Origin of the sequence: Pseudomonas putida, assembly GCF_002741075.1 — a bacterium.
Classification (GTDB): Bacteria; Pseudomonadota; Gammaproteobacteria; order Pseudomonadales; family Pseudomonadaceae; genus Aquipseudomonas; species Aquipseudomonas putida_T.
This window is the reverse complement of the sequence record NZ_CP016634.1, coordinates 3,167,234-3,191,528: the sequence shown is the minus strand read 5'-3', so window position 1 is coordinate 3,191,528 and position 24,295 is coordinate 3,167,234. Positions and strand designations below refer to the sequence as shown.

Annotated in this window: 21 protein-coding genes; 9 read left to right on the top strand and 12 right to left on the bottom strand. The window is 63.1% G+C overall.

Going from position 1 to position 24,295, the window contains the following annotated elements; all coding sequences use genetic code 11:
• Positions 1 to 4 precede the first annotated feature (4 nt).
• The 5 genes from IEC33019_RS15015 to IEC33019_RS14995 all read left to right on the top strand — a co-directional run bounded on the left by IEC33019_RS15015 (position 5) and on the right by IEC33019_RS14995 (position 4,852).
• On the top strand, positions 5 to 1,945 hold the full coding sequence (locus IEC33019_RS15015; RefSeq protein ID WP_070092856.1) for a heavy metal translocating P-type ATPase: 1,941 nt from the start codon (positions 5 to 7) through the stop codon (positions 1,943 to 1,945).
• The gene (locus IEC33019_RS15010; protein ID WP_070092855.1) at positions 1,942 to 2,343 is read left to right on the top strand and encodes a hypothetical protein; all 402 of its coding nucleotides are present in this window, start codon (positions 1,942 to 1,944) and stop codon (positions 2,341 to 2,343) included. The genes IEC33019_RS15015 and IEC33019_RS15010 overlap by 4 nt, the downstream gene beginning before the upstream one ends.
• 98 nt (positions 2,344 to 2,441) lie before the next feature.
• Positions 2,442 to 3,107, top strand: a complete 666-nt coding sequence (locus IEC33019_RS15005) for a metal ABC transporter ATP-binding protein (RefSeq protein WP_070092854.1) — start codon at positions 2,442 to 2,444, stop codon at positions 3,105 to 3,107.
• Complete coding sequence (locus IEC33019_RS15000) at positions 3,107 to 3,967, top strand: metal ABC transporter permease (RefSeq protein ID WP_070092853.1); 861 nt, start codon at positions 3,107 to 3,109, stop codon at positions 3,965 to 3,967. Before IEC33019_RS15005 ends, IEC33019_RS15000 begins: the two co-directional genes overlap by 1 nt.
• Before the next feature lie 9 nt (positions 3,968 to 3,976).
• The gene (locus tag IEC33019_RS14995; RefSeq protein ID WP_070092852.1) at positions 3,977 to 4,852 is read left to right on the top strand and encodes a metal ABC transporter substrate-binding protein; all 876 of its coding nucleotides are present in this window, start codon (positions 3,977 to 3,979) and stop codon (positions 4,850 to 4,852) included.
• Between the two features lie 42 nt (positions 4,853 to 4,894).
• Here IEC33019_RS14995 and IEC33019_RS14990 read toward each other — a convergent pair whose 3' ends face one another.
• The 11 genes from IEC33019_RS14990 to gloB form a co-directional block, all read right to left on the bottom strand.
• A complete protein-coding gene (locus IEC33019_RS14990; protein WP_081337462.1) occupies positions 4,895 to 5,245 on the bottom strand; it encodes a hypothetical protein in 351 nt (116 codons plus the stop codon).
• Positions 5,246 to 5,385: 140 nt separating this feature from the next.
• The gene (locus tag IEC33019_RS14985) at positions 5,386 to 6,108 is read right to left on the bottom strand and encodes a DUF4198 domain-containing protein (protein WP_070092850.1); all 723 of its coding nucleotides are present in this window, start codon (positions 6,106 to 6,108) and stop codon (positions 5,386 to 5,388) included.
• A 14-nt stretch (positions 6,109 to 6,122) separates the two neighbouring features.
• Positions 6,123 to 8,213, bottom strand: coding sequence for a TonB-dependent siderophore receptor (locus tag IEC33019_RS14980; RefSeq protein ID WP_081337461.1), 2,091 nt, complete (start codon positions 8,211 to 8,213; stop codon positions 6,123 to 6,125).
• Between the two features lie 607 nt (positions 8,214 to 8,820).
• Positions 8,821 to 9,327: a DUF2846 domain-containing protein gene (locus IEC33019_RS14975; protein ID WP_070092849.1), complete on the bottom strand. Its 507-nt coding sequence runs from the start codon at positions 9,325 to 9,327 to the stop codon at positions 8,821 to 8,823.
• Between the two features lie 110 nt (positions 9,328 to 9,437).
• Positions 9,438 to 11,036, bottom strand: coding sequence for an ABC transporter ATP-binding protein (locus IEC33019_RS14970; protein ID WP_070092848.1), 1,599 nt, complete (start codon positions 11,034 to 11,036; stop codon positions 9,438 to 9,440).
• A gap of 1 nt (position 11,037) precedes the next feature.
• Entirely contained in the window at positions 11,038 to 12,057 is a 1,020-nt protein-coding gene (locus IEC33019_RS14965) for an ABC transporter permease (protein WP_043214149.1), read from the bottom strand.
• A 1-nt stretch (position 12,058) separates the two neighbouring features.
• Entirely contained in the window at positions 12,059 to 13,132 is a 1,074-nt protein-coding gene (locus IEC33019_RS14960) for a microcin C ABC transporter permease YejB (protein WP_043214147.1), read from the bottom strand.
• A gap of 1 nt (position 13,133) precedes the next feature.
• Positions 13,134 to 14,981 (bottom strand): extracellular solute-binding protein, encoded by a 1,848-nt coding sequence (locus IEC33019_RS14955; protein ID WP_070092847.1) that lies wholly within the window; start codon positions 14,979 to 14,981, stop codon positions 13,134 to 13,136.
• Positions 14,978 to 16,810, bottom strand: a complete 1,833-nt coding sequence (locus IEC33019_RS14950; protein ID WP_212632841.1) for an extracellular solute-binding protein — start codon at positions 16,808 to 16,810, stop codon at positions 14,978 to 14,980. Before IEC33019_RS14950 ends, IEC33019_RS14955 begins: the two co-directional genes overlap by 4 nt.
• Positions 16,811 to 17,044: 234 nt before the next feature.
• The gene (locus IEC33019_RS14945; RefSeq protein WP_070092845.1) at positions 17,045 to 18,472 is read right to left on the bottom strand and encodes a lytic transglycosylase domain-containing protein; all 1,428 of its coding nucleotides are present in this window, start codon (positions 18,470 to 18,472) and stop codon (positions 17,045 to 17,047) included.
• Between the two features lie 100 nt (positions 18,473 to 18,572).
• On the bottom strand, positions 18,573 to 19,340 hold the full coding sequence (gene gloB / locus IEC33019_RS14940; protein ID WP_070092844.1) for a hydroxyacylglutathione hydrolase: 768 nt from the start codon (positions 19,338 to 19,340) through the stop codon (positions 18,573 to 18,575).
• Between the two features lie 82 nt (positions 19,341 to 19,422).
• Between gloB and IEC33019_RS14935 the strand changes: the two genes are divergently transcribed.
• The 4 genes from IEC33019_RS14935 to IEC33019_RS14920 all read left to right on the top strand — a co-directional run bounded on the left by IEC33019_RS14935 (position 19,423) and on the right by IEC33019_RS14920 (position 24,008).
• Positions 19,423 to 20,181 (top strand): class I SAM-dependent methyltransferase, encoded by a 759-nt coding sequence (locus tag IEC33019_RS14935; protein ID WP_070092843.1) that lies wholly within the window; start codon positions 19,423 to 19,425, stop codon positions 20,179 to 20,181.
• Between the two features lie 39 nt (positions 20,182 to 20,220).
• Positions 20,221 to 20,667 carry a ribonuclease HI gene (gene rnhA, locus IEC33019_RS14930; protein WP_070092842.1) on the top strand — a complete coding sequence of 149 codons (447 nt, stop codon included), beginning with the start codon at positions 20,221 to 20,223 and terminating at the stop codon, positions 20,665 to 20,667.
• Positions 20,668 to 20,875: 208 nt separating this feature from the next.
• Positions 20,876 to 21,631: a DNA polymerase III subunit epsilon gene (gene dnaQ, locus IEC33019_RS14925; RefSeq protein ID WP_256815927.1), complete on the top strand. Its 756-nt coding sequence runs from the start codon at positions 20,876 to 20,878 to the stop codon at positions 21,629 to 21,631.
• 115 nt (positions 21,632 to 21,746) lie between these two features.
• Positions 21,747 to 24,008 carry an Orn/Lys/Arg decarboxylase N-terminal domain-containing protein gene (locus IEC33019_RS14920; RefSeq protein WP_070092841.1) on the top strand — a complete coding sequence of 754 codons (2,262 nt, stop codon included), beginning with the start codon at positions 21,747 to 21,749 and terminating at the stop codon, positions 24,006 to 24,008.
• On the opposite strand, the gene IEC33019_RS14915 is transcribed toward IEC33019_RS14920, so the two are convergent.
• On the bottom strand, positions 23,992 to 24,210 hold the full coding sequence (locus IEC33019_RS14915; protein WP_070092840.1) for a hypothetical protein: 219 nt from the start codon (positions 24,208 to 24,210) through the stop codon (positions 23,992 to 23,994). The two genes, IEC33019_RS14920 and IEC33019_RS14915, sit on opposite strands and share 17 nt — an antisense overlap.
• Between the last annotated feature and the right edge of the window lie 85 nt (positions 24,211 to 24,295).

The following is a 24,295-nucleotide window of genomic DNA, read 5'->3' as shown; positions in this document are numbered from 1 at the left end:
GCCGATGAGCGCCCACCATCACCACGGCCACCACCATCATGGCCATGTCCACCTCACCTCGGGGCTGCTGTCTGGGGACGAGCGCCGGCAGGCCGCACGCCAGTTGACCTTGGCTATGGTCGCCCTCGGGCTGCTGGCGCTGGGATTGGCCTGGCACGGCTTGGCTTCAGGCCAGGAGGGCGTTGCGCAGTTACTGCTGGGCGCTGCGTCGTTACTGGTGGCCGTGCCGGTGCTGGGCTCGGCGTGGCACAGCCTCAAACAGCCGAGCCTGCATGGCGTCACCGACCAGTTGATCGCGTTGGCCATGCTTGGCGCCTGGGCCATTGGCGACCTGACCACCGCTGCCTTGTTGCCGATCATCATGATCTTCGGGCACGTGCTCGAAGAGCGCAGCGTGCTGGGCTCGCAGGAAGCCATCGATGCCCTGGGCCGCCTGACGCGCAGCCAGGCGCGGCTGATCGGCGCCAACGGCGAGGTGAGCGAGGTCGACAATGCCAGCCTCAAGGCGGGGGATCGGGTAGAAGTGCGAGCCGGTGACCGGGTACCGGCCGATGGGCGCGTGCTCGAGGGCCAGGCCAGCCTCGATACCGCGCCCATCACCGGCGAGTCCTTGCCACAGGAGGTCGCGGCGGGTGCGCATGTGCATGCCGGCGCGATCAACCTCGATGGTTTGCTACGCATCGAGGTGACAGCCACCGGCGAGGACTCCACCCTGGGCAAGGTGATTGCCCTGATGCGCCGCGCAGAGCAGGCCAAGCCACCCATCACCCGGTTGCTCGAACGCTATGCTGGGCGTTACCTGCTGCTGGTGCTGATGATCGCGGCGGCCACCTGGTTCATCACCGGCGATGCCCAGGCCATGCTGGCCGTGTTGGTGGCGGCTTGCCCATGTGCACTGGTGCTGTCGGCCCCGGCCACGGCCATTGCTGGGGTCGCCGTTGCGGCGCGGCATGGCATTCTGATTCGTAGCTCTGCGTTTCTCGAAGAACTTGCCGACCTGTCGTCGCTAGTGATCGACAAGACCGGCACCTTGACCAAAGGGGCATTGCATCTGCAGCAGGTCGTGAGCAGCCAAACCGAGGTGGCGGAGCAGCAGGTGCTGCGCCTGGCTGCCAGCCTGGGCACGGCGAGCAGTCACCCCGTCAGCCGTGCCTTGGCCAAGTCCGTTCCTCACGAGCAGCACCTTGCGCTCGACGAATTACACGAGATGCAAGGTTTCGGCGTGGTAGCGTCGACCGACCAGGGCCAGGCCGCGCTGGGGCGTGCGGAGCTGTTCCAGAAACTGGGCATCGCGTTGCCGGCGGTGCCGGAGCACGATGGTCCGATCGTTGGCCTGGCGCTGCACGGGCGTTTTCTGGCCTGGCTGCTGCTGGCCGACAACGTACGACGAGAAGCGCCTGAAGCGTTGGCGCAATTGCGCGAGCTTGGGTTACGCCGGCAGTTGCTGCTGACCGGCGATCGCCACAGCGTGGCGCAGTTGGTGGCGAGCCAGGTGGGCATCGCCAATGTGGTCGCCCAGGCGTTGCCAGAAGACAAGCTCAAGCAGGTCAATCAAGAAATCCAGGCTGGTTTCAGACCGATGGTGGTCGGCGACGGCATCAACGACTCGCTGGCGCTCAAAGCAGGCGTCGTGGGTATCGCCATGGGTGCGGGCGGAACCGACATCGCCATGGCCGCGGCGGACATCGTACTGATCAATGGTGACCTGCGCCGCCTGGCCACCGGTGTACGCCTCAGTCGCCTGTGCCGGCGTACCCTGCAATGGAACGTGCTGATCGGGCTCGGCTGGACGGTGGGGATCATGCTGGCTGCGGCGTTCGGGCTGTTGGGTGCGGCCGGCGCGATGATCGCGGCGCTGCTGCACAACCTCAGTACCTTGCTGGTGCTCGGCAATGCCGGGCGGCTGCTGCGCTACGATGAAAGGGACGAAGTACCGCTGTCATGAAACAATTCACTGCGTGCATCGCGAAACTGCTGCTGTGGCTGCCGTTGACAGGTGTTCCCCTGGCACATGCCGAACTGCCGATGATCGGCGGTGCCACCCTGCATTGCGTACGCAGTGCTACCTTGCTGCGCTGTACCGACAGCCAGGGCGGCTACTACGGTATGGCACAACGCGGCAACGACCTGTTCCTGCGTGGTTTCGACGCGGGCTCTGGCCTGACCTGGGCGCAGACCACCACGCGTCATGGGCGCTTGCATTTCTTCACGGGGCTGAGCAGCGATGGCAACGTCTGGTCCGGCCTGGCACGGCCATTCGGCTGGGATGTCATCACGCGCTTTTCCACCTCCAGCGGTGGCCAAGGACGTCTCAGCTGCAATCGTCTGAAAGGCTGTGACTGAATAGAAAAGCGTTGCATTAGATTTGTTATAACATATCATTTGCGTGGTGAGGCCAGCGTTTGCGGCCACTTCCTTGTCTTTCGTTTTGGAACTCACCCGTGATTCTGTGCCAAGACCTTTTGTGGGGGGCCGCCAACAGCCCGTTGACCCCGCATCTGAATATCCAGCTGCCGGCTGGCAGTCTGACTGCAGTGGTGGGGGCCAATGGCGCTGGCAAAAGCAGCCTCTTGAAAGTGCTTGCCGGCTTGCAGAAGCCGTTGTCCGGGCGCTTTCGCATCGGTGCCGAAGGTACGAAAGTCGGCTATCTGAACCAGCGTTCAGCCATAGACCGGCAATTTCCCATTAGCCTGGGCGAATTGGTCAGCGGCGGCTTCTGGGGCCAACACCTGAGCCGCCGAGAGCGCAGACAGCGCCTGCGCCAGGCGCTGCGAGCCTGGGATATCGACAAACTCGAAGCCCACACGCTCGAGGCGCTTTCCGGCGGCGAGTTGCAACGTGCGCTGCTGGCACGCTTGAGCCTGACCGATGCCAACCTGCTGCTGCTCGACGAGCCCGATTCGGCGCTGGACAAGGCCGGGCAGGCGTTGCTCTGGCGGCATATCGATGCCTGGCACAAAACTGGCCACACGGTAGTGGTGGTCAGCCATGACCTGTCGCGAGTGCGCGAGATGGCCGAGTACTGCCTGCTGGTCGACAGCGAGGGTTGCCAATACGGGCCCAGTCATAGCGTGATCGGTCAAGCCAGCCTGGGGGAGGTGCAGTGATGTTCGATCCGGCATGGGCACCCTTCGTCGAATTCGCCTTCATGCGCCGTGCGCTGTTTGGGGGGCTCACCCTGGCGCTGAGTGTCGCGCCGTTGGGGGTGTTCCTGGTGGTGCGGCGCATGAGCCTGATCGGCGATGCCATTTCCCATGGCATCTTGCCGGGCGCGGCGTTGGGCTTCTGGCTGGCAGGGCTGTCTGTGGTGGCTATGACGCTTGGCGGCCTGTTGGCGGGCTTGCTGGTGGCAGGCTTCTCGGCATTGGTAAGCCGTCACACCGGCTTGCGCGAGGACGCAAGCCTGGCGGCGGTCTACCCGATTTCACTGGCTTCGGGTGTTCTGCTGCTTGGGCTTGCGGGCAAGCGCCTGGACTTGCTGGGGTTGTTGTTCGGCTCGGCCCTGGCGGTCGACCAGGCGACCTTGCGCACCATGGTATGGGTCGCCACAGGCAGCCTGCTGACCTTCGCCCTGATTTACCGTGCCTTGCTGCTCGATAGCCTCGACCCGCTGTTCCTGCGTAGCGTCAGCCGCTGCGGGCCCATCGCCCATGGCGTGTTCCTGGGGCTGGTGGTGATCAACCTGGTGGTCGGTTTCCAGGCCATCGGCGCCTTGATGGTGGTCGGCTTGATGATGCTGCCGGCCATTGCCGCACGCTTCTGGAGCCAGCGCCTGCCCTGGTTGATGGCCATCTCGGCGCTGATCGGCATGGGCTCGGTCTGGCTGGGGCTGCTGTTGTCCTATTACGCCTCGCTGCCCTGTGGCCCGGCCATCGTCGTCGTGGCTGGCAGTGCCTACCTGCTCTCGGTGATGGTGGGGCCGGTGCGTGGTCTGTTGCGTCGTCACTATACCCCTGTCACTCATTGAGGAGCCGCTATGCGCCTGTTGATCGTTGTGTTCATGCTGTTGCTGTCACCGTTTCTGTCCGCCGCAGAACGCATCAAGGTGGTGACCAGCTTCAGTATTCTGGCCGATATCACCCGACAAATCGGTAGCGATCAGGTGCAGGTCATCAACATCGTCGGCCCCGACAGCGATGCGCATGTCTACGAGACCACGCCGGACGATGCCAGACATGTGCTGCAGGCGCACCTGGTGGTGGAGAATGGGCTTAACTTCGAACCTTGGTTGGACCGTCTGATCAAGACCACTGGCAGCCAGGCTCACGTCGTTCGGGCCAGCCAGGGTATCCTTGCGCGGACCCTGCAAGAGGAGGGGCAGACTATCCCCGACCCCCATGCCTGGAACAGCTTGGCCAACGCCAAGATCTACGCGGCCAACATCGCCAAGGCGCTGGAAGCCGTGGACCCAGGCAATGCGCAGGCGTATCGCAGCCATCTGGCAGCCTATCAGCAGCAGATCGACGCCTTGCTGACCGAGGTGAAGAAACGCTTCGCCGCGTTGCCGGCCAACAGCCGCCGTATCGTGACCTCGCATGACGCCTTCGGTTACCTGGGGCAGGCTTATGGCATCGAGTTCCTGGCACCTCAAGGCCTTTCCACCGAACAGGAGCCGACCGCCAAAGATGTCGCTAACATCATCACGATGATCAAGCGCGACAAGATCAAGGCCGTGTTCATCGAGAACATCAAGGATTCCCGTCTGCTGCAGCAGATTGCCGACGATACCGGGGCGAAGGTAGGTGGGACGCTGTATTCCGATGCACTAGCCGCCCAGGGCCCCGCCAGTACCTACCTGGGCATGTACCAGCAGAATGTGCAAACCCTCACCCAGGCCTTGGGCGGCCAGTGAGGTTAGCGCCTCCAGCCCTTGCTGGCTGGAGGCGGGCAAGGGTCATTTGACCATCGTCACCGGGCCGTGGTCGTCGCAGTGATCGCCATGCGGGTGGTGCAGGTGGCCGTTGACCAGGTAATCGACATGGTCGCCGTGGGGAACCGCCTCATGGCCGCAACCCGGGCCATGAACGTGGTCGGCGGCATGGCCGCCACACTGGTGGCCGGGTGTGCAGCGCTCGGGGTTTTGGCCGTTGGCTTCCAGTATGTGTTCGTCGACATGATCGCCATGCACGTGATGCAAGTGCCCATCATGCAGATAATCGACATGTCCATTGTGTTCGATTGCCGTATGGCCGCAGCCCGGCTTGTGCTGATGGTCATGGTGTGGATGCTGGTTGCAGGTACCCATTCCGTACTCCTTTAAGGAATGCCGAGGAATTCAGGGTAGTTGCCGAGCGAGGCGGCGTCTAACGGCTGGGTCGACCGTTGGTCTTCTGGCGGGAAGTGTCTGCCGTGCCTCGGCCGACATGCCGAGGCACGACGCAAAAGTTACTCGTGGTGCGGCTCACCCAGGAATGTGAGCGAACTGAACAGACTCTGCTGGGCTACAGGTCCGCCTTCTGCCAGTGGCAGGGTGGCCTGCGCCGCGATGATGTTGAGGCCCTCGTTGCGTACGGTGATGCGTGCCTTGCCTTGCTTGTCGGTGGTGGCGCTGACCTGGTGAGGCGAGCCTCGGTAATCCCCTTGCAACGGTATATTCGCAGCCGGTTTGCCGTCGAGCAGCACCTGCACTTCCAGTGTCTTGCCTGGCCCAACTTGCAGCGGGTCGCTCAGGGGGACGATCGCCAAACGCAGCATGTCCAGTTTTGGCAGGCGGGCACCGCTCTGGTAAATGGCCAGGCTGTATTTGAAGCTGTGGGTGGAGGCGATCGCATCCTTGACCTGGGTGCGGTCCTGATTGACCCATTGCTTGTTCGGGCGCTGCGACCAAGGCCCGTTGTCCAGCAGCACTGCAAGTGCCGCAGGTGGGGTGAGCGGTTGCAGGACCGCATGATCCGCCAGGCGTTCGACGGTGACCGGGACCATTTCCCCGGCTGCGTCGAATGCCCAGGCGCGCTTGATCTTCTCCGCCTTGTAGGCGCTGTCCTCGGCACCGTGGCCGTACACGGCCTCGATGTTGCCGCGTCGCTCCTCGGTCCACAGGCCGTGGGCACTGGCGTTGGTGCTGATCACCATGGCCACCAGAGTGGCCACTTTCAACGATGGATGCATAATAGTTCCTCAGCTCAAAGACTCAGGGTCAGGCTCACACTGAAGTTGCGCGGCTCACCGGGTAGCACCCAGGAGCTGTTGTACGAGCGTTCGTAGTACTTGCGGTCGAACAGGTTGTTGAGGTTCAGGCCGACGGTGACCTGTTCGCTGGCCTTGTAGTGCGCTAGCAGGTCGACCGTGCTGTAGGCGTCCAGGGTGAATTCGCTGCCGGCCTGGCCGGAGCGCTCGCCGACGTAGTTCACCGCAGCGCCCACGTCCGAGCCGCGCAAGGCGCCGTCCTGGAATTCATAAACGCCCATCAGGCTGCCGCTGTTGCGGGCGATGCCCAGCAGGTCGCTACCCTTGGGTAGGGTCGCGTCACCCTTGGTGACCTCGGCGTCGATATAGGCATAGGCGCCGATCACCCGCAGCGCGTCGGTGAGCTGGCCGCTTAGCTGCAGGTCCAGGCCTTGGCTGCGCGCCTCGCCGGCCGCCACGCTCTCGCCAAGGGCATCGGTGGTGATGACGTTCTCCTTATCGATGTGGAACAGGGCGAGGGTTGCACCCACGCGGCTATCGAGCAGGTCGAGCTTGATCCCGGTCTCGTAACCCAGACCTTTTTCAGGTTTGTACACCTGGCCCTGGGTGCCGATGGTGTTGGGTTTGAACGAGGTGGATGCGTTGGCGAACACACCGACTTGCGGGGTTAGTTGGTACAAAATCCCAATGCGCGGTGTGGCGACGTCCTTTTCCTGGCTGTTGCTGACGCCGGTGGCGCGGTTTTGCGAGGTCTGTTCGAAGCGCTCCAGGCGAACGCCCAGCAACCCGCGAAGGCGCTCGGTGAATGCGATCTGGTCTTGCAGGTTGAGCGCATAGCTTTCGGTGTGCTCGAAGAAGTCGTTGGGTCGGGTGATGGCTGGCTTCGGCTTGCCGTAGATCGGGTTGTAGATGTCCAGCCCATACCCTGCGGAGGTGGCACTCTGTGGGTACTTCTGGCTGTTGCGGTAGTTTTCGTACTCCAGCCCGACCAGGGTCTGATGCTGCCAGCCGCCCAACTCAAACAGGCCGTGCAGCTCGGCTTGGGTGATGCTGTCGTTCCATTCGAAGTCGCGTTCACGATAGAAACGCGTGATTGTGGTGCCGAACAGGGCCTGGGGTTCGGAGCTGTTGCCCTTGAGTGTCCCCTGGGTGTAGTGGTTGGCCAGACGCAACTTCCAGTTGTCGTTGAGCACGTGTTCCAGTGCGACGTCGAGGGTCTGATTGTCGTTGCGGATCTCGCCGTCATTCGGCTCGCCAAGGAAGGTCGAGCGCTTGACCGAGCCCATTTCGCCATTAACTGCCGGAATGCCGCGGTCGAACACCGACTCAGTGCGGGAAAACTCGGTGTCGATCATCAGCCGGGTGTCGGGCGACAGTTGCCAGGTCAGGGAGGGACTGACGATACGGCGTTCGCTGCCGACATAATCACGGAAGCTGTCGTTGTCCTCGACCGCCAGGTTGATCCGACCCAGCAGATTGCCTTCGCTGTCCAGCGGCGAGTTGGCATCCAGGGCAGTGCGGTAGCGGTCCCAGCTGCCTGCGCTGAGGGTAAGGGTGCTGAAGGCTTCAGCCTGAGGGCGCTTGGTAACGATGTTGACCAGCCCGCCAGGGTCGCCACGGCCGTAGAGGCTGGCAGCAGGGCCTTTGAGCACTTCGATGCGCTCGATGTTGGAGGTGTCGGGCGCGCTGTAGCTGCCGCGGTTGATGGCGAAACCGTTCTTGTACAGCTCGCCGGTGGTAAAACCGCGCACGCTGTAGTTGAGGAAGGTCAGGCCGCCGAAGTTGTTCTGCCGCGATACCCCACCGGCAAAGTCCAAGGCGCGGTCGATGCGGGTGGTGTTGAGGTCCTTGATTACCTGCGCAGGCACCACGTCGATGCTCTGCGGCGTGTCGCGAATGTCGGTATCGGTTCGGGTCGCCGTGGCCGAGCGGTTGGCACGATAGCCTTGCACCGGCCCGTCGGCGCGCTCTTCGAGGTAGGCATCGGTGATCGAGGTTTCGTTCAGCAACAAGGGTTCCGCCGCTGAAATCGGCTGGCCGAACAAGCCTAAGGTCAGGCCTGCCAGAAGTGGGGCACGAGGGTTCACGTAAAGTCTCCATCTATCACGCTATAACGTTGCATTTATGCCCATCCTGACCTGGGTACTTACCTGCCCATCCGTGAGTTGATTGGCCTGTGCTGTCTGAACCAAGCGACACAGGCCGCACTGTTTACGCAGACGCCCGATGCAAGCGGCCTAGCTCGCGTCAGACCTGACTGAATCTTGATGAAGAGAGTTTCATCAAACGGCTACGCATGGTATCGAATGTGATAACGTAACACTACTATCGTGCGCACAAATTTTTGGGGATGTAACTTAAAGGTGTTGTGTAGGACCTGGAACCCACCCCATCTACCGTCCTGTGCTGTTACACGACACCTCGGCGAACGTGTTCAAAAGGCTGTGAATGGACATCCCTAGGTGCCTACGAAACTACGGGCGATTCAGGCTTCTGGCCGATTTCAGCCGGTTGCCTACGGCCGGTTTGACTCCTTCTTTTGGTGGCCAGCCGTTTGCTCTCCCACTTTTAAGACGTAGACGAGGGTCTGCTTTGGGTCGGTTGCAGCCACTCGCAACCGGCAGCTATCGATCCAAAGCGGCCATTCACAGATGCGTTGCGCCCTCATCTCGGATTGATCCGGTTTATATAAAATTAATTGCTGTAAGCCGTCAGCGAAGGCTGCTCAAGTGCGTTGGGCATGTACATGCAGCTCTTCATTTCACGAAGGGCCGTCAGGCGGTCGACCTGGCCGAGGTTGGAGGAAATACTGGTGACGAGGGCAGCTTGTCCTAGCCCTGGGGACATCAACATTCCCCCGCCCAGTTTCAGAAAATACGTCTGCCCGTTTTTAACTTCCATACTGCCTTCGACATTCAGCGGGTACAGATCCAATGCCCAGCGTGTGGCGATCGTGTGCTTACCTTCCGTGAGGTAGAAGTAGGTGAAGGAAGTGTTCTTCACCTCGCTGATGTCTGTACCGTCGATGACCAGTGTTGGACTGCGCCAGAAGGGGGCAACTCCGGAGCGGTAGAGATAGACCAGTGCGGCGTCATTTCTCGAAGTGGCTACCTCCGAAAACTCTACGCCTTTGTGCAAGGTGGTACATGCACTCAGAAATAACGAAAGGGTGACAAAAATGGCAATGGGCAAGCGCGGCATGGGTCGTCCTTAACATGCAGTAACGTGGCGTTTTGCTATTAATTTACACCTTGCAGTAAAACGCACCAAAACCCTGTACAACTGGGACACCTCCTGCCCCAGTACAACCGCTACACCTCCAAAAACGCCGCCTCCAACAACTGCTTCGTATACGCATGCTGCGGCGCATGGAAGATCGCTTGCGCATCCCCCTGTTCAACCACATGCCCATGCTTGATCACCATCAACTGATGACTCAACGCCTTCACCACCGCCAGGTCATGGCTGATGAACAGGTAGGTGAGGTTGTACTTGTGCTGCAAATTCCTCAGCAACTCCACTACCTGCCGTTGCACCGTGCGGTCCAGCGCGGAGGTGGGTTCATCCAGCAGAATCAAGGCGGGCTTCAACACCAGTGCGCGGGCGATGGCGATGCGTTGGCGCTGGCCGCCGGAGAATTCGTGGGGGTAGCGGTGGCGAGTGCGGGGGTCCAGGCCGACTTCTTCCAGGGCGGCGATGATCGCGGCTTCCTGTTCGGCAGGGGTGCCGATGCGGTGAATACGTAAGCCTTCGCCGACGATGTCGGCCACGCACATGCGCGGGCTGAGGCTGCCGAAGGGGTCTTGGAACACGACCTGCATTTCTCGCCGCAGGGGGCGGACGTCTTTTTGGCTGAGGCCTTCAAGGTTCTGGCCGTGGAAGCGGATGCCGCCGCGGCTGGCGATCAACCTCAAGATGGCCAGGCCCAAGGTGGATTTGCCGGAGCCGCTTTCACCCACGATGCCGAGGGTCTGGCCCTGGGGCAGGCTGAAGTCGATGCCGTCCACGGCTTTGACATGGTCTACCGTACGGCGCAGCAGGCCTTTCTTGATGGGGAACCACACGCGCAGGTCTTCGACTTCCAGCAGGGGGTCACCCACGGGGTTGTGGGCGGGGGCACCGCTGGGTTCGGCGTTGATCAGCATTTTCGTGTAGTGATGCTGCGGCGCATGGAAGAGGGTGGTGCAGTCGGCCTGCTCGACGATCTGGCCACACTGCATCACGCACACGCGGTGTGCGATGCGGCGCACGAGGTTGAGGTCGTGGCTGATCAGCAGCAGGGCCATGCCCAGACGGGCTTGCAGCTCTTTGAGCAGGTCGAGGATTTTCAGTTGCACGGTGACGTCGAGCGCGGTGGTGGGCTCGTCGGCAATCAGCAGCTCGGGCTCGTTGGCCAGGGCCATGGCGATCATCACGCGCTGGCGCTGGCCGCCGGACAACTCGTGGGGCAGGGCCTTGAGGCGCTTGTGCGGGTCGGGGATGCCGACCATCTCCAGCAGCTCCAGGGTGCGTGCGGTGGCCTGCTTGCCGGTGAGGCCTTTGTGCAGCAGGAGAATTTCGTTGATCTGTTTTTCGATGGTGTGCAGCGGGTTCAGCGAGGTCATCGGCTCCTGGAAGATCATCGCGATGCGATCCCCGCGGATGCGGCGCATGGGCTTTTCGCCGAGCTGGAGCAGGTCCTGGTCGTTGTAGCGGATGCTGCCGCTGGGGTGGCGGGCCAGGGGGTAGGGCAGCAGGCGCAGGATGGAGTGCGCGGTGACGGACTTGCCCGAGCCGCTTTCGCCGACCAGGGCCAGGGTCTCACCCTTGCGGATGTCGAAGCTGATGCCGTCGACCACGCGATGCACGCTTTCGCCGGTGACGAATTCCACCGAGAGGTCGCGCACTTCGATCAAGTTGTGTTCGCTCATGTCATTTCCTCGGGTCGAAGGCATCGCGGGCGGATTCGCCGATGAACACCAGAAGGCTCAGCATGATCGCCAGCACGGCGAAGGCACTGATGCCGAGCCATGGCGCCTGCAGGTTGGACTTGCCCTGGGCCACCAGCTCACCGAGCGACGGCGCGCCCGGTGGCAGGCCGAAGCCGAGGAAGTCCAGGGCGGTGAGGGTGCCGATGGCGCCGGTGAGGATGAAGGGCATGAAGGTCATGGTGGAGATCATGGCGTTGGGCAGGATGTGCCGGAACATGATCGGGCCGTCGCGCATGCCCAGGGCGCGGGCAGCGCGCACGTATTCGAGGTTGCGCCCGCGCAGGAACTCGGCGCGCACCACGTCCACCAGGCTCATCCACGAGAACAGCAACATGATGCCCAGCAGCCACCAGAAGTTGGGCTGCACGAAACTGGCGAGGATGATCAACAGGTACAGCACCGGCAGGCCCGACCAGATCTCCAGGAAGCGCTGACCGGCCAGGTCCACCCATCCGCCGTAGAAACCCTGCAGGGCGCCGGCGATGACGCCGACGATGGAACTGAGCACGGTCAGGGTCAGGGCGAACAGCACCGAGACGCGGAAGCCGTAGATGACCCGGGCCATCACATCGCGGCCCTGGTCGTCGGTCCCCAACCAGTTGTCCGCCGAGGGTGGTGCCGGGGCCGGGACTTTGAGGTCATAGTTGATGCTCTGGTAGCTGAACGGGATCGGCGCCCACAGCACCCAGCTGTCCTTGGCCGCGAGCAGTTCGCGGATGTAGGGGCTTTTGTAGTTGGCTTCCAGGGGGAATTCGCCGCCGAAGGTGGTCTCCGGGTAGCGCTTGAAGGCGGGGAAGTACCACTGGCCTTCGTAGCGCACGGCGATGGGTTTGTCGTTGGCGATCAGCTCGGCGCCCAGGCTCAGCCCGAACAGCACGATGAATATCCACAGCGACCACCAGCCGCGGCGGTTGGCCTTGAAGCGCTCGAAGCGCCGACGATTGAGGGGGGAGAGTGCCATGTCAATGCTCCCGGCTGGCGAAGTCGATGCGGGGGTCGACCAGGGTGTAGGTCAGGTCGCCGATCAGCTTCACCACCAGCCCCAGCAGGGTGAAGATGAACAGGGTGCCGAAGACCACCGGGTAGTCGCGGTTGATCGCCGCCTCGAAGCTCATCAGGCCTAGGCCGTCGAGGGAGAAGATCACCTCGATGAGCAGGGAGCCTGTGAAGAAGATGCCGATGAACGCCGAGGGGAAGCCTGCGATCACCAGCAGCATGGCGTTGCGGAACACATGCCCGTACAGCACCCGCGAGCGGCTCAGGCCCTTGGCCTTGGCGGTGACCACGTATTGCTTGTTGATCTCGTCGAGGAAGCTGTTCTTGGTCAGCAGGGTCATGGTGGCGAAGTTGCCGATGACCAGCGCGGTGATCGGCAGCACCAGGTGCCAGAAGTAGTCGAGGATCTTGCCGCTGGTGGAGAGCTCGTCGAAGTTGTTGGAGGTCAGCCCGCGCAGGGGGAACCAGTCGAAGTAGCTGCCGCCGGCGAACAGCACGATCAGCAGGATGGCGAACAGGAACGCGGGGATGGCGTAGCCGACGATGATCGCCGAGCTGGTCCAGACATCGAAGTGGCTGCCATGGCGCACGGCCTTGGCGATCCCCAGCGGGATCGACACCAGGTACATGATCAGCGTGCTCCATAGCCCCAGGGAGATGGACACGGGCATCTTCTCGGCGATCAGGTCGATGACCTTGGCGTCGCGGAAGAAGCTCTCGCCAAAATCCAGCCTGGCGTAGTTCTTGATCATGATCCACAGGCGCTCGGGCGCCGACTTGTCGAAGCCGTACATGCGTTCGATCTCGGCGATCAGGGCTGGGTCCAGGCCCTGGGCGCCGCGGTAGTTGGAGCCGGCCACCGAGACTTCGGCACCGCCGCCGGCGATGCGGCTGGTGGCGCCTTCGAAGCCTTCGAGCTTGGCGATCATCTGTTCCACCGGGCCGCCGGGGGCAGCCTGGACGATGATGAAGTTGATGATCAGGATGCCGAACAGGGTCGGGATGATCAGCAGCAGGCGACGCAGGATGTAGGCCAGCATGTCAGTTCGCCTCTTGCGTGGCTGCCGCTTCTTCGGCCTGGGCCTCGGCCGGCTTCAGGCCGGGTTTGATCCACCAGGTGTTGATGCCGATGTCGTACTTGGGGGACACCTTGGGGTGGCCGATGTTGTTCCAGTAAGCCACGCGCCAGGTCTTGATGTGCCAGTTGGGGATCACGTAGTAGCCCCACAGCAGCACACGGTCCAGGGCGCGGGTGTGGGCGATCAGGCTCTGGCGCGAGTCGGCGTTGATCAATTGCTCGACCAGTTGGTCGATGGCCGGGTCGCGCAGGCCGATGAAATTGCGGCTGCCAGGGTTATCGGCGGCGGCGCTGGTCCAGTACTCGCGCTGCTCGTTGCCCGGCGAGCTCGATTGTGGGTAGCCACCGACGATCATGTCGAAGTCGCGCGAGCGCAGTCGGTTGATGTATTGGGAGACGTCGACGCGTCGGATGTTCAGCTCGATGCCGAGGTCGGCGAGGTTGCGCTTGAACGGCAGCAGGATGCGCTCGAACTCGGTCTGGGCCAGCAGAAACTCGAGCGACACCGGTTTGCCCTGGGCGTCGACCATCTTGTCGTCGACGATCTTCCAGCCGGCGTCCTGGAGCAGTTTGTAGGCCTTGCGTTGCTGGTCGCGGATCATGCCGCTGCCATCGCTGACCGGGTTGCGGAAGGGTTGGGTGAACACCTGCTCGGGGATCTTGCCGCGCAGGGGTTCGAGGATTTTCAGCTCATCGGGCCCCGGTAGGCCGCTGGCGGCCATCTCGGAGTTCTCGAAGTAGCTGCCGGTACGGGTGTAGGCGCCGTTGAACAGCTGCTTGTTGGTCCACTCGTAGTCCAGCAGCAGGCTCAGCGCCTCACGCACTCGTATGTCCTGGAACACCGGGCGGCGCAGGTTGAAGATGAAGCCCTGCATGCCGGTGGGGTTGCCGTTGGCCAGCTGCTCTCGGATCAGCCGGCCTTCGCGCACCGCCGGGATGTCGTAGGCGGTGGCCCAGTTCTTCGCGCTGGTCTCCAGCCAATAGTCGAACTGCCCGGCCTTGAGCGCCTCGAGGGCGACGGTGTTGTCGCGATAGGCGTCGTAGGTCATGGCGTCGAAGTTATAGAAGCCGCGGTTGATGGGCAGGTCCTTGGCCCAGTAGTCCTTGACCCGCTCATAGCGGATGGAGCGCCCAGCCTTGACCTCGGCGACCTTGTAAGGGCCGCTGCCCAGCGGGATCTCCAAGTTGCCACGGTCGAAGTCGCGCCCCTCCCACCAGTGCTTGGGCAGCACCGGCAGCTGGCCGAGGATCAGCGGCAGTTCGCGGTTGTTCTTGTGCTTGAACTTGAACAGCACCCGCAGCGGGTCTTCGGCCACCACTTCGGCGACGTCGGCGTAGTAGCCGCGGTACAGCGGTGCGCCCTTGCTCATCAGCGTATTGAAGGTGAACACCACGTCGTCGGCGCGCATTGGGTGGCCGTCGTGGAAGCGCGCCTCGGGGCGCAGGTAGAAACGCACCCAGCCGTTGTCGGGCGCCTTTTCTATCTTCTCGGCCACCAGGCCGTACTCGGTGAAGGGCTCGTCCAGGCTCTGGCGCATCAGGGTGTCGTAGATCAGGCCCACATCATCGGCTGGCACACCTTTGTTGATGAACGGGTTGAGGCTGTCGAAGCCGCCGAAGCTGGACTGGCGGAAGGTGCCGCCCTTGGGCGCATCGGGGTTGACGTAGGCGAAGTGCTTGAAGTCCGCCGGGTACTTGGGCGGCTCATCGTACAGGGTCAGGGCGTGTTGCGGCGCGGCCATCGCGGGGAGGCTCAGGCAGGCCAGCAACAGGCTGCCGGCCAGCAGGCGCAAGGGGGGCGTTGGCATCATTGGGCTTTCTCCGAAGTCTTGAGCCACCAACTGTTCAGGCCCAGGGTGTAGGGCGGTGTGGTGACGAAGGCGAACCGGTTGCGGTAGGCCAAGCGGTGATTGTCGAGATACCAGTTGGGAATCATGTAGTACTGCCACGACAGCACCCGGTCCAGGGCGCGGGCGGCGGCGACCTGGTCGGCGCGGGTGCGGGCGGCGAGCAGGGTGTCGAGCAGGTGGTCGACCACCGGGTCCTTCACTCCAGCGTAGTTCTTGCTGCCTTTGACCGAGGCTTGGCTCGAGTGGAAATACAGCCATTGCTCCAGACCCGGGCTCAGGGTCTGGTTGAGGGTCATGAGGATCATGTCGAAGTCGAACTGGTCCAGGCGCTGCTTGTACTGGGCGCGATCGACCGTGCGCAGGTGCGCGTCGATGCCCATGCTGGCGAGGTTCTCCACGTAGGGTTGGAGGATGCGTTCGAGGTTCGGGTTGACCAGCAGCAGCTCCATACGGAACTGCTGGCCCTTGGCGTTGACCAGGCGCTGGCCGTTGAGTTTCCAGCCGGCCTGGGCGAATAGCGCCAAGGCCTGGCGCAGGGTCTGGCGGCTGATGCCGCGCCCGTCGGTGTGGCTGACCGTGTAGGGTTCGGTGAACAGCTTGGGTGGCAGTTCGTCACGGAACGGCGCCAGCAGCAGCCACTCCTTGCCCTTGGGCAGGCCGGTGGCGGCGAACTCGCTGTTGGGGTAGTAGCTGGTCGAGCGGCGGTAGGCGCTGCTGAACAGGGCGCGGTTTGTCCACTCGAAGTCGAGCATCAGGCCCAGGGCCTGGCGCACCCGAGCGTCGCTGAAGTTGGCCCGGCGGCTGTTCATGAACAGGCCCTGGGTTTGCGTCGGGATGCGGTGCGGGATCTGCGCCTTGATCACCTGGCCGCGGCGTACCGCTGGGAAGGTGTAGCCGTTGGCCCAGTTCTTGGCCTGGTGCTCGATATAGATGTCGAATTCGCCGGCCTTGAAGGCTTCGAAGGCGACCGTGGCATCGCGGTAGAACTCATACTCGACGCGGTCGAAGTTGTACTTGCCGCGATTGACGGCGAGGTGCTTGCCCCAGTAGTTCTTCACCCGCTCGAACACCAGGCGTCGGCCGGGCTGGACTTCGGTGATGCGATAGGGGCCGCTGCCCAGGGGCGGCTCGAAGGTGGTGGCCTTGAAGTTGCGGTCTTTCCAGTAGTGCTTGGGCAGCACCGGCATCTCGCCCAGGCGCAGGATCAAAAGCGGGTTGCCGGCGCGCTTGAAGACGAAGCGGATACGCAGTGGGCCGAGGATGTCCACGCGCTGCACTTCCTGCAGGTTGGTGCGGTAGATCGGATGGCCTTCCTTGAGCAGGGTGCGGTAGGAGAACGCTACATCTGCCGACGTGATGGGGCGGCCATCGTGGAAGCGCGCCTCGGGGCGAAGGTTGAACACCACCCAGCTACGGTCCTCGCTGTACTCCACCGAGCGGGCGATCAGGCCGTAGCTGGAGGTGGGCTCATCGCCGGAAGGGTCGTACTGGCCGGTGCCGACCATCAGCGGCTCGTTCAGCTCATTGACCCCGTACTGCAGGAAGTTCGGCGTGGTGACCGGGCTTGAGCCCTTGAAGGTGTAGGGATTGAGCGTATCGAAGGTGCCGAACGCCATGGCCCGCAATGTGCCGCCCTTGGGCGCTTGCGGGTTGACCCAGTCGAAATGGGTGAAGGTGGCTGGGTACTTGAGGGTGCCGAACTGCGCATAACCATGGCTTTCACTCACCGTTGCGGCAGCGGGAAGGCTCATGGCGAGGCTGAGTGAAAGCAACAGGAGGGGACGTATCAAGTCGGTGATCCGATCCAGGCAGCGTGGGGCGTTGGTCGGGGTACAGTAACAGCTTGTCTGGGATGGAAAAAGGGTGTCTGGCGCGGGTCTGGGCGTGGGGCTTTGTGACTGGATTTGTCTCTGGGGGCTGCGGTGCAGCCCATCGCAGGCTAACGCCAGCTCCTGCAGGATGATGCCGTCGTTGTGTGAGCTGGCGATAGCCCGGAGGGGCGCAGCGGCCCCGAGGCGATGAGGTCAGTGCGACAGGTAGACGGTCAGGGTCTGCCCAGGCTTGAGGGCGTGGCCGCTACGAGGGTTCCAGCGCTTGAGGTGTTTCATCTCGACGTTGAAGCGCTTGGCCACCGCATACAGGGAGTCGCCCTTGCGGACCTTGTACTGGGTGGAGCGCTGCTTGGAGGCCGCGACGCGGCTGGCTGCGCCACTTGAGGCGTTGCCACCACGCAGGGCGAGTACTTGGCCGGCTTTAAGGTGATTGCCGGAGAGGCGGTTCCAGCGCCGCAGGTCGCTCACCGAAACGCGGTGAGCCTTGGCGATGGCGCCCAAATTGTCGCCACGCTTGACTCGGTAGCTGCGGGTCGCCGCAGGGGCTTTGGCTTCCGCCAGGGCGGCTTGGAACACGGCCTTGTTCGGTTGCAGGCTGACCAGCTCCTCAGGCTTGAGGTTGGACAGGCTGTCGGTCAGCAATTGGGCCTTGGCGGTGGGCACCAGCAACTGCTTGGGGCCGTCCACGGTCATACGCTTCTTGAAGGCTGGGTTGAGCTGGATCAGCTCGTCCTCGTCGATGTCGGCGAACGCCGCGACCCGCGACAGGTCAAGGCGGTCGTTGATGGCGACGGCTTCGAAGTAAGGCTCGTTGGCGATGGGACTGAGGCTGACGCCGTAGGCTTGCGGGGTCATGACCACCTGCGACAGGGCCAGCAGCTTGGGCACGTAGTCGCGGGTTTCCTGGGGGAGCGGCAGGTTCCAGTAGTCGGTGGGCAGGCCCAGGCGCTCGTTGCGCTCGATGGCCCGGCTCACGGTGCCCTCACCGGCGTTGTAGGCGGCCAGGGCCAGCAGCCAGTCGCCGTTGAACATGTCGTGCAGGCGGCCCAGGTAGTCGAGCGCGGCGTTGGTCGATGCGGTGATGTCGCGTCGGCCATCGTAGAAATTGGTTTGACGCAGGTTGAAGTGGCGTCCGGTCGACGGGATGAACTGCCACAGGCCGACCGCATGGGCGCGGGAGTAGGCCATCGGGTTGTAGGCGCTTTCGATCGCCGGCAGCAGGGCCAGCTCCAGCGGCATGTCGCGCTCTTCGAGGCGCTCGACGATGTAGTGCAGATAGAGGCTGCCACGCTCGCCAGCGTTCTCCAGGAACGACGGGTTGCTGGCGAACCACAGGCGTTGCTGTTCGATGCGCGGATTGACGTCGATGTTGTCTTGCAAGGCGAAGCCCTGGCGCATGCGCTCCCAGACATCCTGGGGCGTTTGCTCGGCTTTCTTGACCATCAGCGGGGCAGGCTTGTGCTTGACGCGCGCCTGGTAGCTTGCGCGAACGCTGTCGGATTCGTCGAGCTGACGGGTGCTCTGGCAGCCCACCAAAGTGGCGGCCAGAGCCAGCGCGCTGATTTGGGCCAGACGCGTCAGAGCGACGGAATGAGAGGTTCTGCGGCTACGGGAAGACATCGGCTGGGACAGGTTTCCGGGCGAAAAATTTCGGCGATTCTAGAAACCGGTCCCCCCTGGGTCAACCGTTGACAACGGGATGCGATATATCTTGAGGTTATCAGAAGGTGTCTTTCCAAGACCTCAAGGCAGCAAAAACAGAGGCTTGGCTTGCATTGGAATGCCCCTTCCATTCGTCTGCTTTTTGTTTAACTGATGTTTCAGCGGTACGAAGAAACGGGTTGGTAAGAAGCTCCAGACCGATGGTCGAGGGCAAGCTGATGCGATTTTCACTCCGCATTTGGGTAACGTCGGCGAATCGTTGGGCTACGTGCGGGTTTCCTGGCTCCACGGCCGTGGCGAAACGCAGGTTGCTCAAGGTGTACTCGTGGGTGCAGTACACACGGGTCTCGGCGGGCAGTGCGGCCAGCCGCGACAGGGACTGGTGCATCTGTTCGGGAGTACCCTCGAACAGGCGCCCGCAACCGGCGGCGAACAGGGTATCGCCGCAGAACAGCAGCGGCGCGCTGTAATAGGCAATATGCCCCAGGGTATGGCCGGGCACGGCGATGATCTCGAAGTCCAGGCCCAGCACCTGCACCTGGTCGCCATCGCCCAGCGCCACGTCACGGGCCGGGATGCGCTCCTTGGCCGGGCCGCAGACACGGGCGCCGGTGGCCTGCTTGAGCGCCTCGACGCCGCCGACATGGTCATGGTGGTGGTGGGTGATCAGGATGTCCTCCAGCACCCAGCCGGGGTGGGCCGCCAGCCAGGCCTGCACCGGGGTGGCATCGCCGGGGTCGACCACCGCGCAGCGGCGTTTGGCAGTATCCTGTAACAGCCAGATGTAATTGTCGGAGAAAGCGGGAAGAGCATCGATCTGTATCATGTGCGTACCGAATCGCCTGGCGTGAACATGAGGGCATCTTAGCCGCGATGGCGCGGACGGAGAACCTTCGAGGGAGAACGCAATGACCGACAAAGCCTTTGCCCAGGCCGATCCTGACTGGATCGAGCTGATGAGCCTGGCCCGTGAGTGGTTCAACGGGCCGCTCGGGCAGTTGATGTTGCGCGAGGAGGAAAAACTCCTCGAGGATGAGCTTGCCCGCTTCTTCGGCGGCTTTCTGGTGCATTACGGCCCTTGTGCCGAGCCGCCGCCCAATGCGCCTCAGGTGCAGCGTAACGTGCGCCTGGGTGCGCCCTTGCCTGGGGTGGAGATCGTCTGCGAAGAGCAGGCCTGGCCGCTGTCCGAGCATGCCGCCGACGTGGTGGTGCTGCAGCATGGCCTGGACTTCAGCCTTTCGCCCCATGGCCTGCTGCGCGAGGCCGCCAGCGCCGTGCGTCCGGGAGGGCACCTGCTGATCGTCGGGATCAACCCCTGGAGCAGTTGGGGCATGCGCCATTTCTTCAGCCACGGCGCCTTGCGCAAGGCCCGTTGCATCTCGCCGTCGCGTCTTGGCGACTGGCTCAACCTGCTCGGCTTCGCGCTGGAGAAACGCCGCTTCGGGTGCTATCGTCCGCCGCTTGCCTCACCGGCCTGGCAACAGCGCCTGGCCGGTTGGGAGCGCATGGCCGGTGGCTGGCAGACTGCTGGCGGCGGGGTCTACCTGGTGGTGGCGCGCAAGATGGTGGTCGGCCTGCGGCCGCTGCGTCTGGAGCGCCGCGAGCCCATGGGCAAGCTGCTGCCGTTGCCGCTTGCCAAGGTCAATCGTCGTCACAGCGAGCCCTGACGGGCCTGCGGTCGATATCACAGAGTGAAAAGGCGGTACATGAGCGAGAGCGTCGAGATCTACACCGATGGTGCCTGCAAGGGCAACCCTGGCCCTGGCGGCTGGGGTGTGCTGATGGTTTACAAAGGCGTCGAGAAGGAACTGTGGGGCGGCGAGCGCGAAACCACCAACAACCGCATGGAACTGATGGCGGCGATCCAGGGGCTGATGGCACTCAAGCGTGAATGCGAGGTGGTGCTGACCACCGACTCGCAGTACGTGATGAAAGGCATCAACGAGTGGATGGCCAACTGGAAGAAGCGCGGCTGGAAGACCGCGGCCAAGGAACCGGTAAAGAACGCCGACCTCTGGCAGCAGCTCGACGAGCAGGTCAACCGCCACAAGGTGACTTGGAAGTGGGTGCGCGGGCATATCGGCCATCCGGGCAACGAGCGTGCCGACCAATTGGCCAACCGCGGCGTCGACGAGGTGCGGGCCAAGCGCTGAGCCCTGCACTGTGCCGCATTCTTCGCGGTTAAACCCGCTCCCAGGTACACCGGCGGACGTGAAGGCAGCGCTGTTTCTGTAGGCGAGGCCGTGTGCCGCGATGGCTGCGCAGCGGCCCCGGGGGCGATCTGGCAGCGCTTCCACAAGGTCATTGCCATTTGGGGTACAATCCCCGGCTTCGTTTTGTGATGCAAGTTGGAGCCCCCGCGTGGAGCAGCAAGTCAACCGGTACGTCGTTCTCGACACTGAAACCACCGGCATGCCGGTCACCGAAGGCCATCGAATCATCGAAATCGGGTGCGTCGAGGTCATCGGCCGTCGCCTGACCGGGCGCAACTTCCACGTCTATCTGCAACCGGACCGCGAGAGTGACGAAGGCGCGATCGGGGTGCACGGCATCACCGATGCCTTCCTGATCGGCAAGCCGCGTTTTGCCGATGTCGCCGAGGAGTTCTTCGAGTACATCAAGGGCGCGCACCTGGTCATCCACAATGCGGCGTTCGACGTTGGCTTCATCAACAACGAATTCGCCTTGTTGGGGCAGCACGACCGCACCGATGTGTCCCAGTACTGCACCGTCATCGATACCCTGATGCTGGCGCGGGCCCGTCACCCAGGCCAGCGCAACAGCCTCGACGCGTTGTGCAAACGCTACGGCATCGACAACTCCGGCCGTGAACTGCACGGCGCACTGCTCGACTCGGAACTGCTGGCCGACGTCTACCTGGCGATGACCGGTGGCCAAACCAGCCTGTCGCTGGCGGCCCACGGCGCTGACGGCGACGCGTCGGGCGAGGGCGGCACGGGCAGCGAGATCCGGCGCATCACCGGGCGCCAGCCGGGGCGGGTGATCTTGGCCAGCGCCGAAGAGCTCGAAGCCCATGCCGAGCGCCTTGCGGCGATCGCCAAGTCGGCTGGGGCACCTTCGATGTGGCAGGCATTGACCGAGCCGGCCGCGGGCTGATTTTTCACATGCCAGGGCTGCAGAGCAGCCCAGGGTTCCCAACCCGCCTCGCACCCTGATCGGCCAGCTTCTACCCTGAAAGGACGGACCCGTCCTGAGAAGGGAGTAGTTGCCGATGTACAAGGACCTCAAGTTCCCCATCCTCATCGTCCATCGCGCGATCAAGGCCGACAGCGTCGCCGGTGAGCGCGTGCGTGGCATTGCCGAAGAGTTGGCCCAGGACGGTTTCGCCATCCTGGCCGCCGCCGACCAGGCCGAAGCCAGGCTGGTCGCGGCGACCCACCACGGCCTGGCCTGCATGCTGATCGCCGCTGAAGGCGTCGGCGAGGACTCCCATCTGTTGCAAAGCATGGCCGAGCTGATCCGCCTGGCGCGACAGCGCGCGCCAGACTTGCCGATCTTCGCCCTCGGTGAACAGGTCACCCTCGAATATGCCCCGGCTGAAGCCATGAGCGAGCTCAATCAGCTGCGCGGCATCCTCTACCTGTTCGAAGACACCGTCCCCTTTCTCGCCCGCCAGGTCGCCCGCGCCGCCCACAATTACCTCGATGGCCTGCTGCCACCGTTCTTCAAGGCCCTGGTGCAGCACACCGCGCAATCGAACTATTCCTGGCACACACCTGGCCATGGCGGTGGCGTGGCCTACCGCAAAAGCCCGGTGGGGCAGGCGTTCCATCAATTCTTTGGCGAAAACACCTTGCGCTCGGACCTGTCGGTCTCAGTGCCGGAGCTTGGCTCGCTGCTCGACCACACAGGCCCCCTGGCCGACGCCGAAGCCCGGGCGGCACGCAATTTCGGCGCCGACCATACGTTCTTCGTGATCAACGGCACCTCCACTGCCAACAAGATCGTCTGGCATGCCATGGTCGGTCGCGACGACCTGGTCCTGGTGGATCGCAACTGCCACAAATCGGTGGTTCACGCCATCATCATGACCGGCGCCATCCCGATCTACCTGTGCCCAGAACGCAACGAGCTGGGCATCATCGGCCCGATCCCGCTGAGCGAATTCAGCCCAGCTTCGATCCAGGCGAAGATCAAGGCCAACCCCCTGGCCCGTGGGCGGACGTCGCGCATTCGCCTGGCTGTGGTGACCAACTCCACCTACGACGGCTTGTGCTATCACGCCGGGCTGATCAAGCAGGAGCTCGGCGCCAGCGTCGAGGTATTGCACTTCGACGAAGCCTGGTTCGCCTATGCCGCCTTCCATGAATTCTTTGCCGGGCGCTACGCCATGGGTACTGCGCGCATCGATGACAGCCCGCTGGTGTTCAGCACCCATTCCACCCACAAGCTGCTTGCAGCGTTCAGTCAGGCGTCGATGATCCATGTGCAGGACGGCAGCCAGCGGCAACTGGACCGTGACCGCTTCAATGAAGCCTTCATGATGCACATCTCTACCTCGCCGCAGTACAGCATCCTGGCGTCCCTGGATGTGGCCTCGAGCATGATGGAAGGCCCGGCAGGGCGCTCGCTGTTGCAGGAGATGTTCGACGAGGCCCTGAGTTTTCGCCGTGCCTTGGCCAATCTGCGTGAGCACATCGCCGCCGATGACTGGTGGTTCAGCATCTGGCAACCGCCTGTAGCCGAAGGGATCCATCGCCTGGCGGCGCAGGACTGGTTGTTGCAACCGGGCGCCGAATGGCACGGCTTTGGCGACGTGGAGCAGGACTACGTGCTGCTCGACCCGCTCAAGGTCACCTTGGTGATGCCAGGGCTCACGGCAGGCGGCGCCTTGGGCGAGCATGGCATCCCGGCGGCGGTGGTGAGCAAGTTTCTCTGGGAGCGTGGGCTGGTGGTGGAGAAGACCGGGCTGTACAGCTTTCTCGTGTTGTTCTCCATGGGCATCACCAAGGGCAAGTGGAGCACCTTGCTCACCGAGCTTCTGGAGTTCAAGCGTCACTACGATGGCAACACGCCGTTGGGGCAATGCCTGCCCAGTGTGATGGCCGTGGCGCCGTCACGCTACCAGGGGCTGGGCCTGCGCGATCTGTGCGGGCAATTGCACGACTGCTACCGGGCCAACGCCACCGCCAAGCAGCTCAAGCGCCTGTTCACACGGTTGCCGGAAATGGCCATCAGCCCGGCCCAGGCCTATGACCAACTGGTGCGCGGGGAGGTGGAGGCCGTGCCGATCGAGGCATTGCTGGGGCGTGTGGCGGCGGTGATGCTGGTGCCGTATCCACCTGGTATACCGTTGATCATGCCCGGTGAGCGCTTCACCGAGGCCACCCGCGCGATCATCGACTACCTGGCCTTCGCCCGGGCGTTCAATAGCGGATTCCCCGGTTTTGTCGCCGATGTCCATGGCCTGCAATGCGAGGACCATGGCCAGGGACTGATCTACACCGTCGATTGCCTCAAGGAATGCGGATGAGCTCGACACCGCTGCGGGCCAGTTCGAAGCGATCTTCGCCCAGGTGATTGACCCGGTCGCCGACAGGCAGGCGGTAGGTGACGACCGGCGCGCCGAGGGTGCTGCCGTCGGGCTGGAGCGTTGACTCCTGGAACTCGTGCACGGGATAGATGCGGCCTTCGGCGTCACGTGCGTGGAATTGGCCGACCAGGATTGCTGCCATGTGCGGGAAAACCTCTGAAATTATCGGAAATATCTGCAGGCATAGACCTGTGAATCGGGGGGGAAGTTTTCCGCGAGCGGGAAAA

What these genes read in the sequence shown, in the direction of transcription:
- IEC33019_RS15015 (WP_070092856.1), top strand. Translation starts at nt 5, where the DNA reads ATGAGCGCCCACCATCACCACGGCCACCACCATCATGGCCATGTCCAC.
- IEC33019_RS15010 (WP_070092855.1), top strand. Translation starts at nt 1,942, where the DNA reads ATGAAACAATTCACTGCGTGCATCGCGAAACTGCTGCTGTGGCTGCCG.
- IEC33019_RS15000 (WP_070092853.1), top strand. Translation starts at nt 3,107, where the DNA reads ATGTTCGATCCGGCATGGGCACCCTTCGTCGAATTCGCCTTCATGCGC.
- IEC33019_RS14995 (WP_070092852.1), top strand. Translation starts at nt 3,977, where the DNA reads ATGCGCCTGTTGATCGTTGTGTTCATGCTGTTGCTGTCACCGTTTCTG.
- IEC33019_RS14990 (WP_081337462.1), bottom strand. Translation starts at nt 5,245, where the DNA reads ATGGGTACCTGCAACCAGCATCCACACCATGACCATCAGCACAAGCCG.
- IEC33019_RS14985 (WP_070092850.1), bottom strand. Translation starts at nt 6,108, where the DNA reads ATGCATCCATCGTTGAAAGTGGCCACTCTGGTGGCCATGGTGATCAGC.
- IEC33019_RS14975 (WP_070092849.1), bottom strand. Translation starts at nt 9,327, where the DNA reads ATGCCGCGCTTGCCCATTGCCATTTTTGTCACCCTTTCGTTATTTCTG.
- IEC33019_RS14970 (WP_070092848.1), bottom strand. Translation starts at nt 11,036, where the DNA reads ATGAGCGAACACAACTTGATCGAAGTGCGCGACCTCTCGGTGGAATTC.
- IEC33019_RS14965 (WP_043214149.1), bottom strand. Translation starts at nt 12,057, where the DNA reads ATGGCACTCTCCCCCCTCAATCGTCGGCGCTTCGAGCGCTTCAAGGCC.
- IEC33019_RS14960 (WP_043214147.1), bottom strand. Translation starts at nt 13,132, where the DNA reads ATGCTGGCCTACATCCTGCGTCGCCTGCTGCTGATCATCCCGACCCTG.
- IEC33019_RS14955 (WP_070092847.1), bottom strand. Translation starts at nt 14,981, where the DNA reads ATGATGCCAACGCCCCCCTTGCGCCTGCTGGCCGGCAGCCTGTTGCTG.
- IEC33019_RS14945 (WP_070092845.1), bottom strand. Translation starts at nt 18,472, where the DNA reads ATGTCTTCCCGTAGCCGCAGAACCTCTCATTCCGTCGCTCTGACGCGT.
- gloB (WP_070092844.1), bottom strand. Translation starts at nt 19,340, where the DNA reads ATGATACAGATCGATGCTCTTCCCGCTTTCTCCGACAATTACATCTGG.
- IEC33019_RS14935 (WP_070092843.1), top strand. Translation starts at nt 19,423, where the DNA reads ATGACCGACAAAGCCTTTGCCCAGGCCGATCCTGACTGGATCGAGCTG.
- rnhA (WP_070092842.1), top strand. Translation starts at nt 20,221, where the DNA reads ATGAGCGAGAGCGTCGAGATCTACACCGATGGTGCCTGCAAGGGCAAC.
- IEC33019_RS14920 (WP_070092841.1), top strand. Translation starts at nt 21,747, where the DNA reads ATGTACAAGGACCTCAAGTTCCCCATCCTCATCGTCCATCGCGCGATC.
- IEC33019_RS14915 (WP_070092840.1), bottom strand. Translation starts at nt 24,210, where the DNA reads ATGGCAGCAATCCTGGTCGGCCAATTCCACGCACGTGACGCCGAAGGC.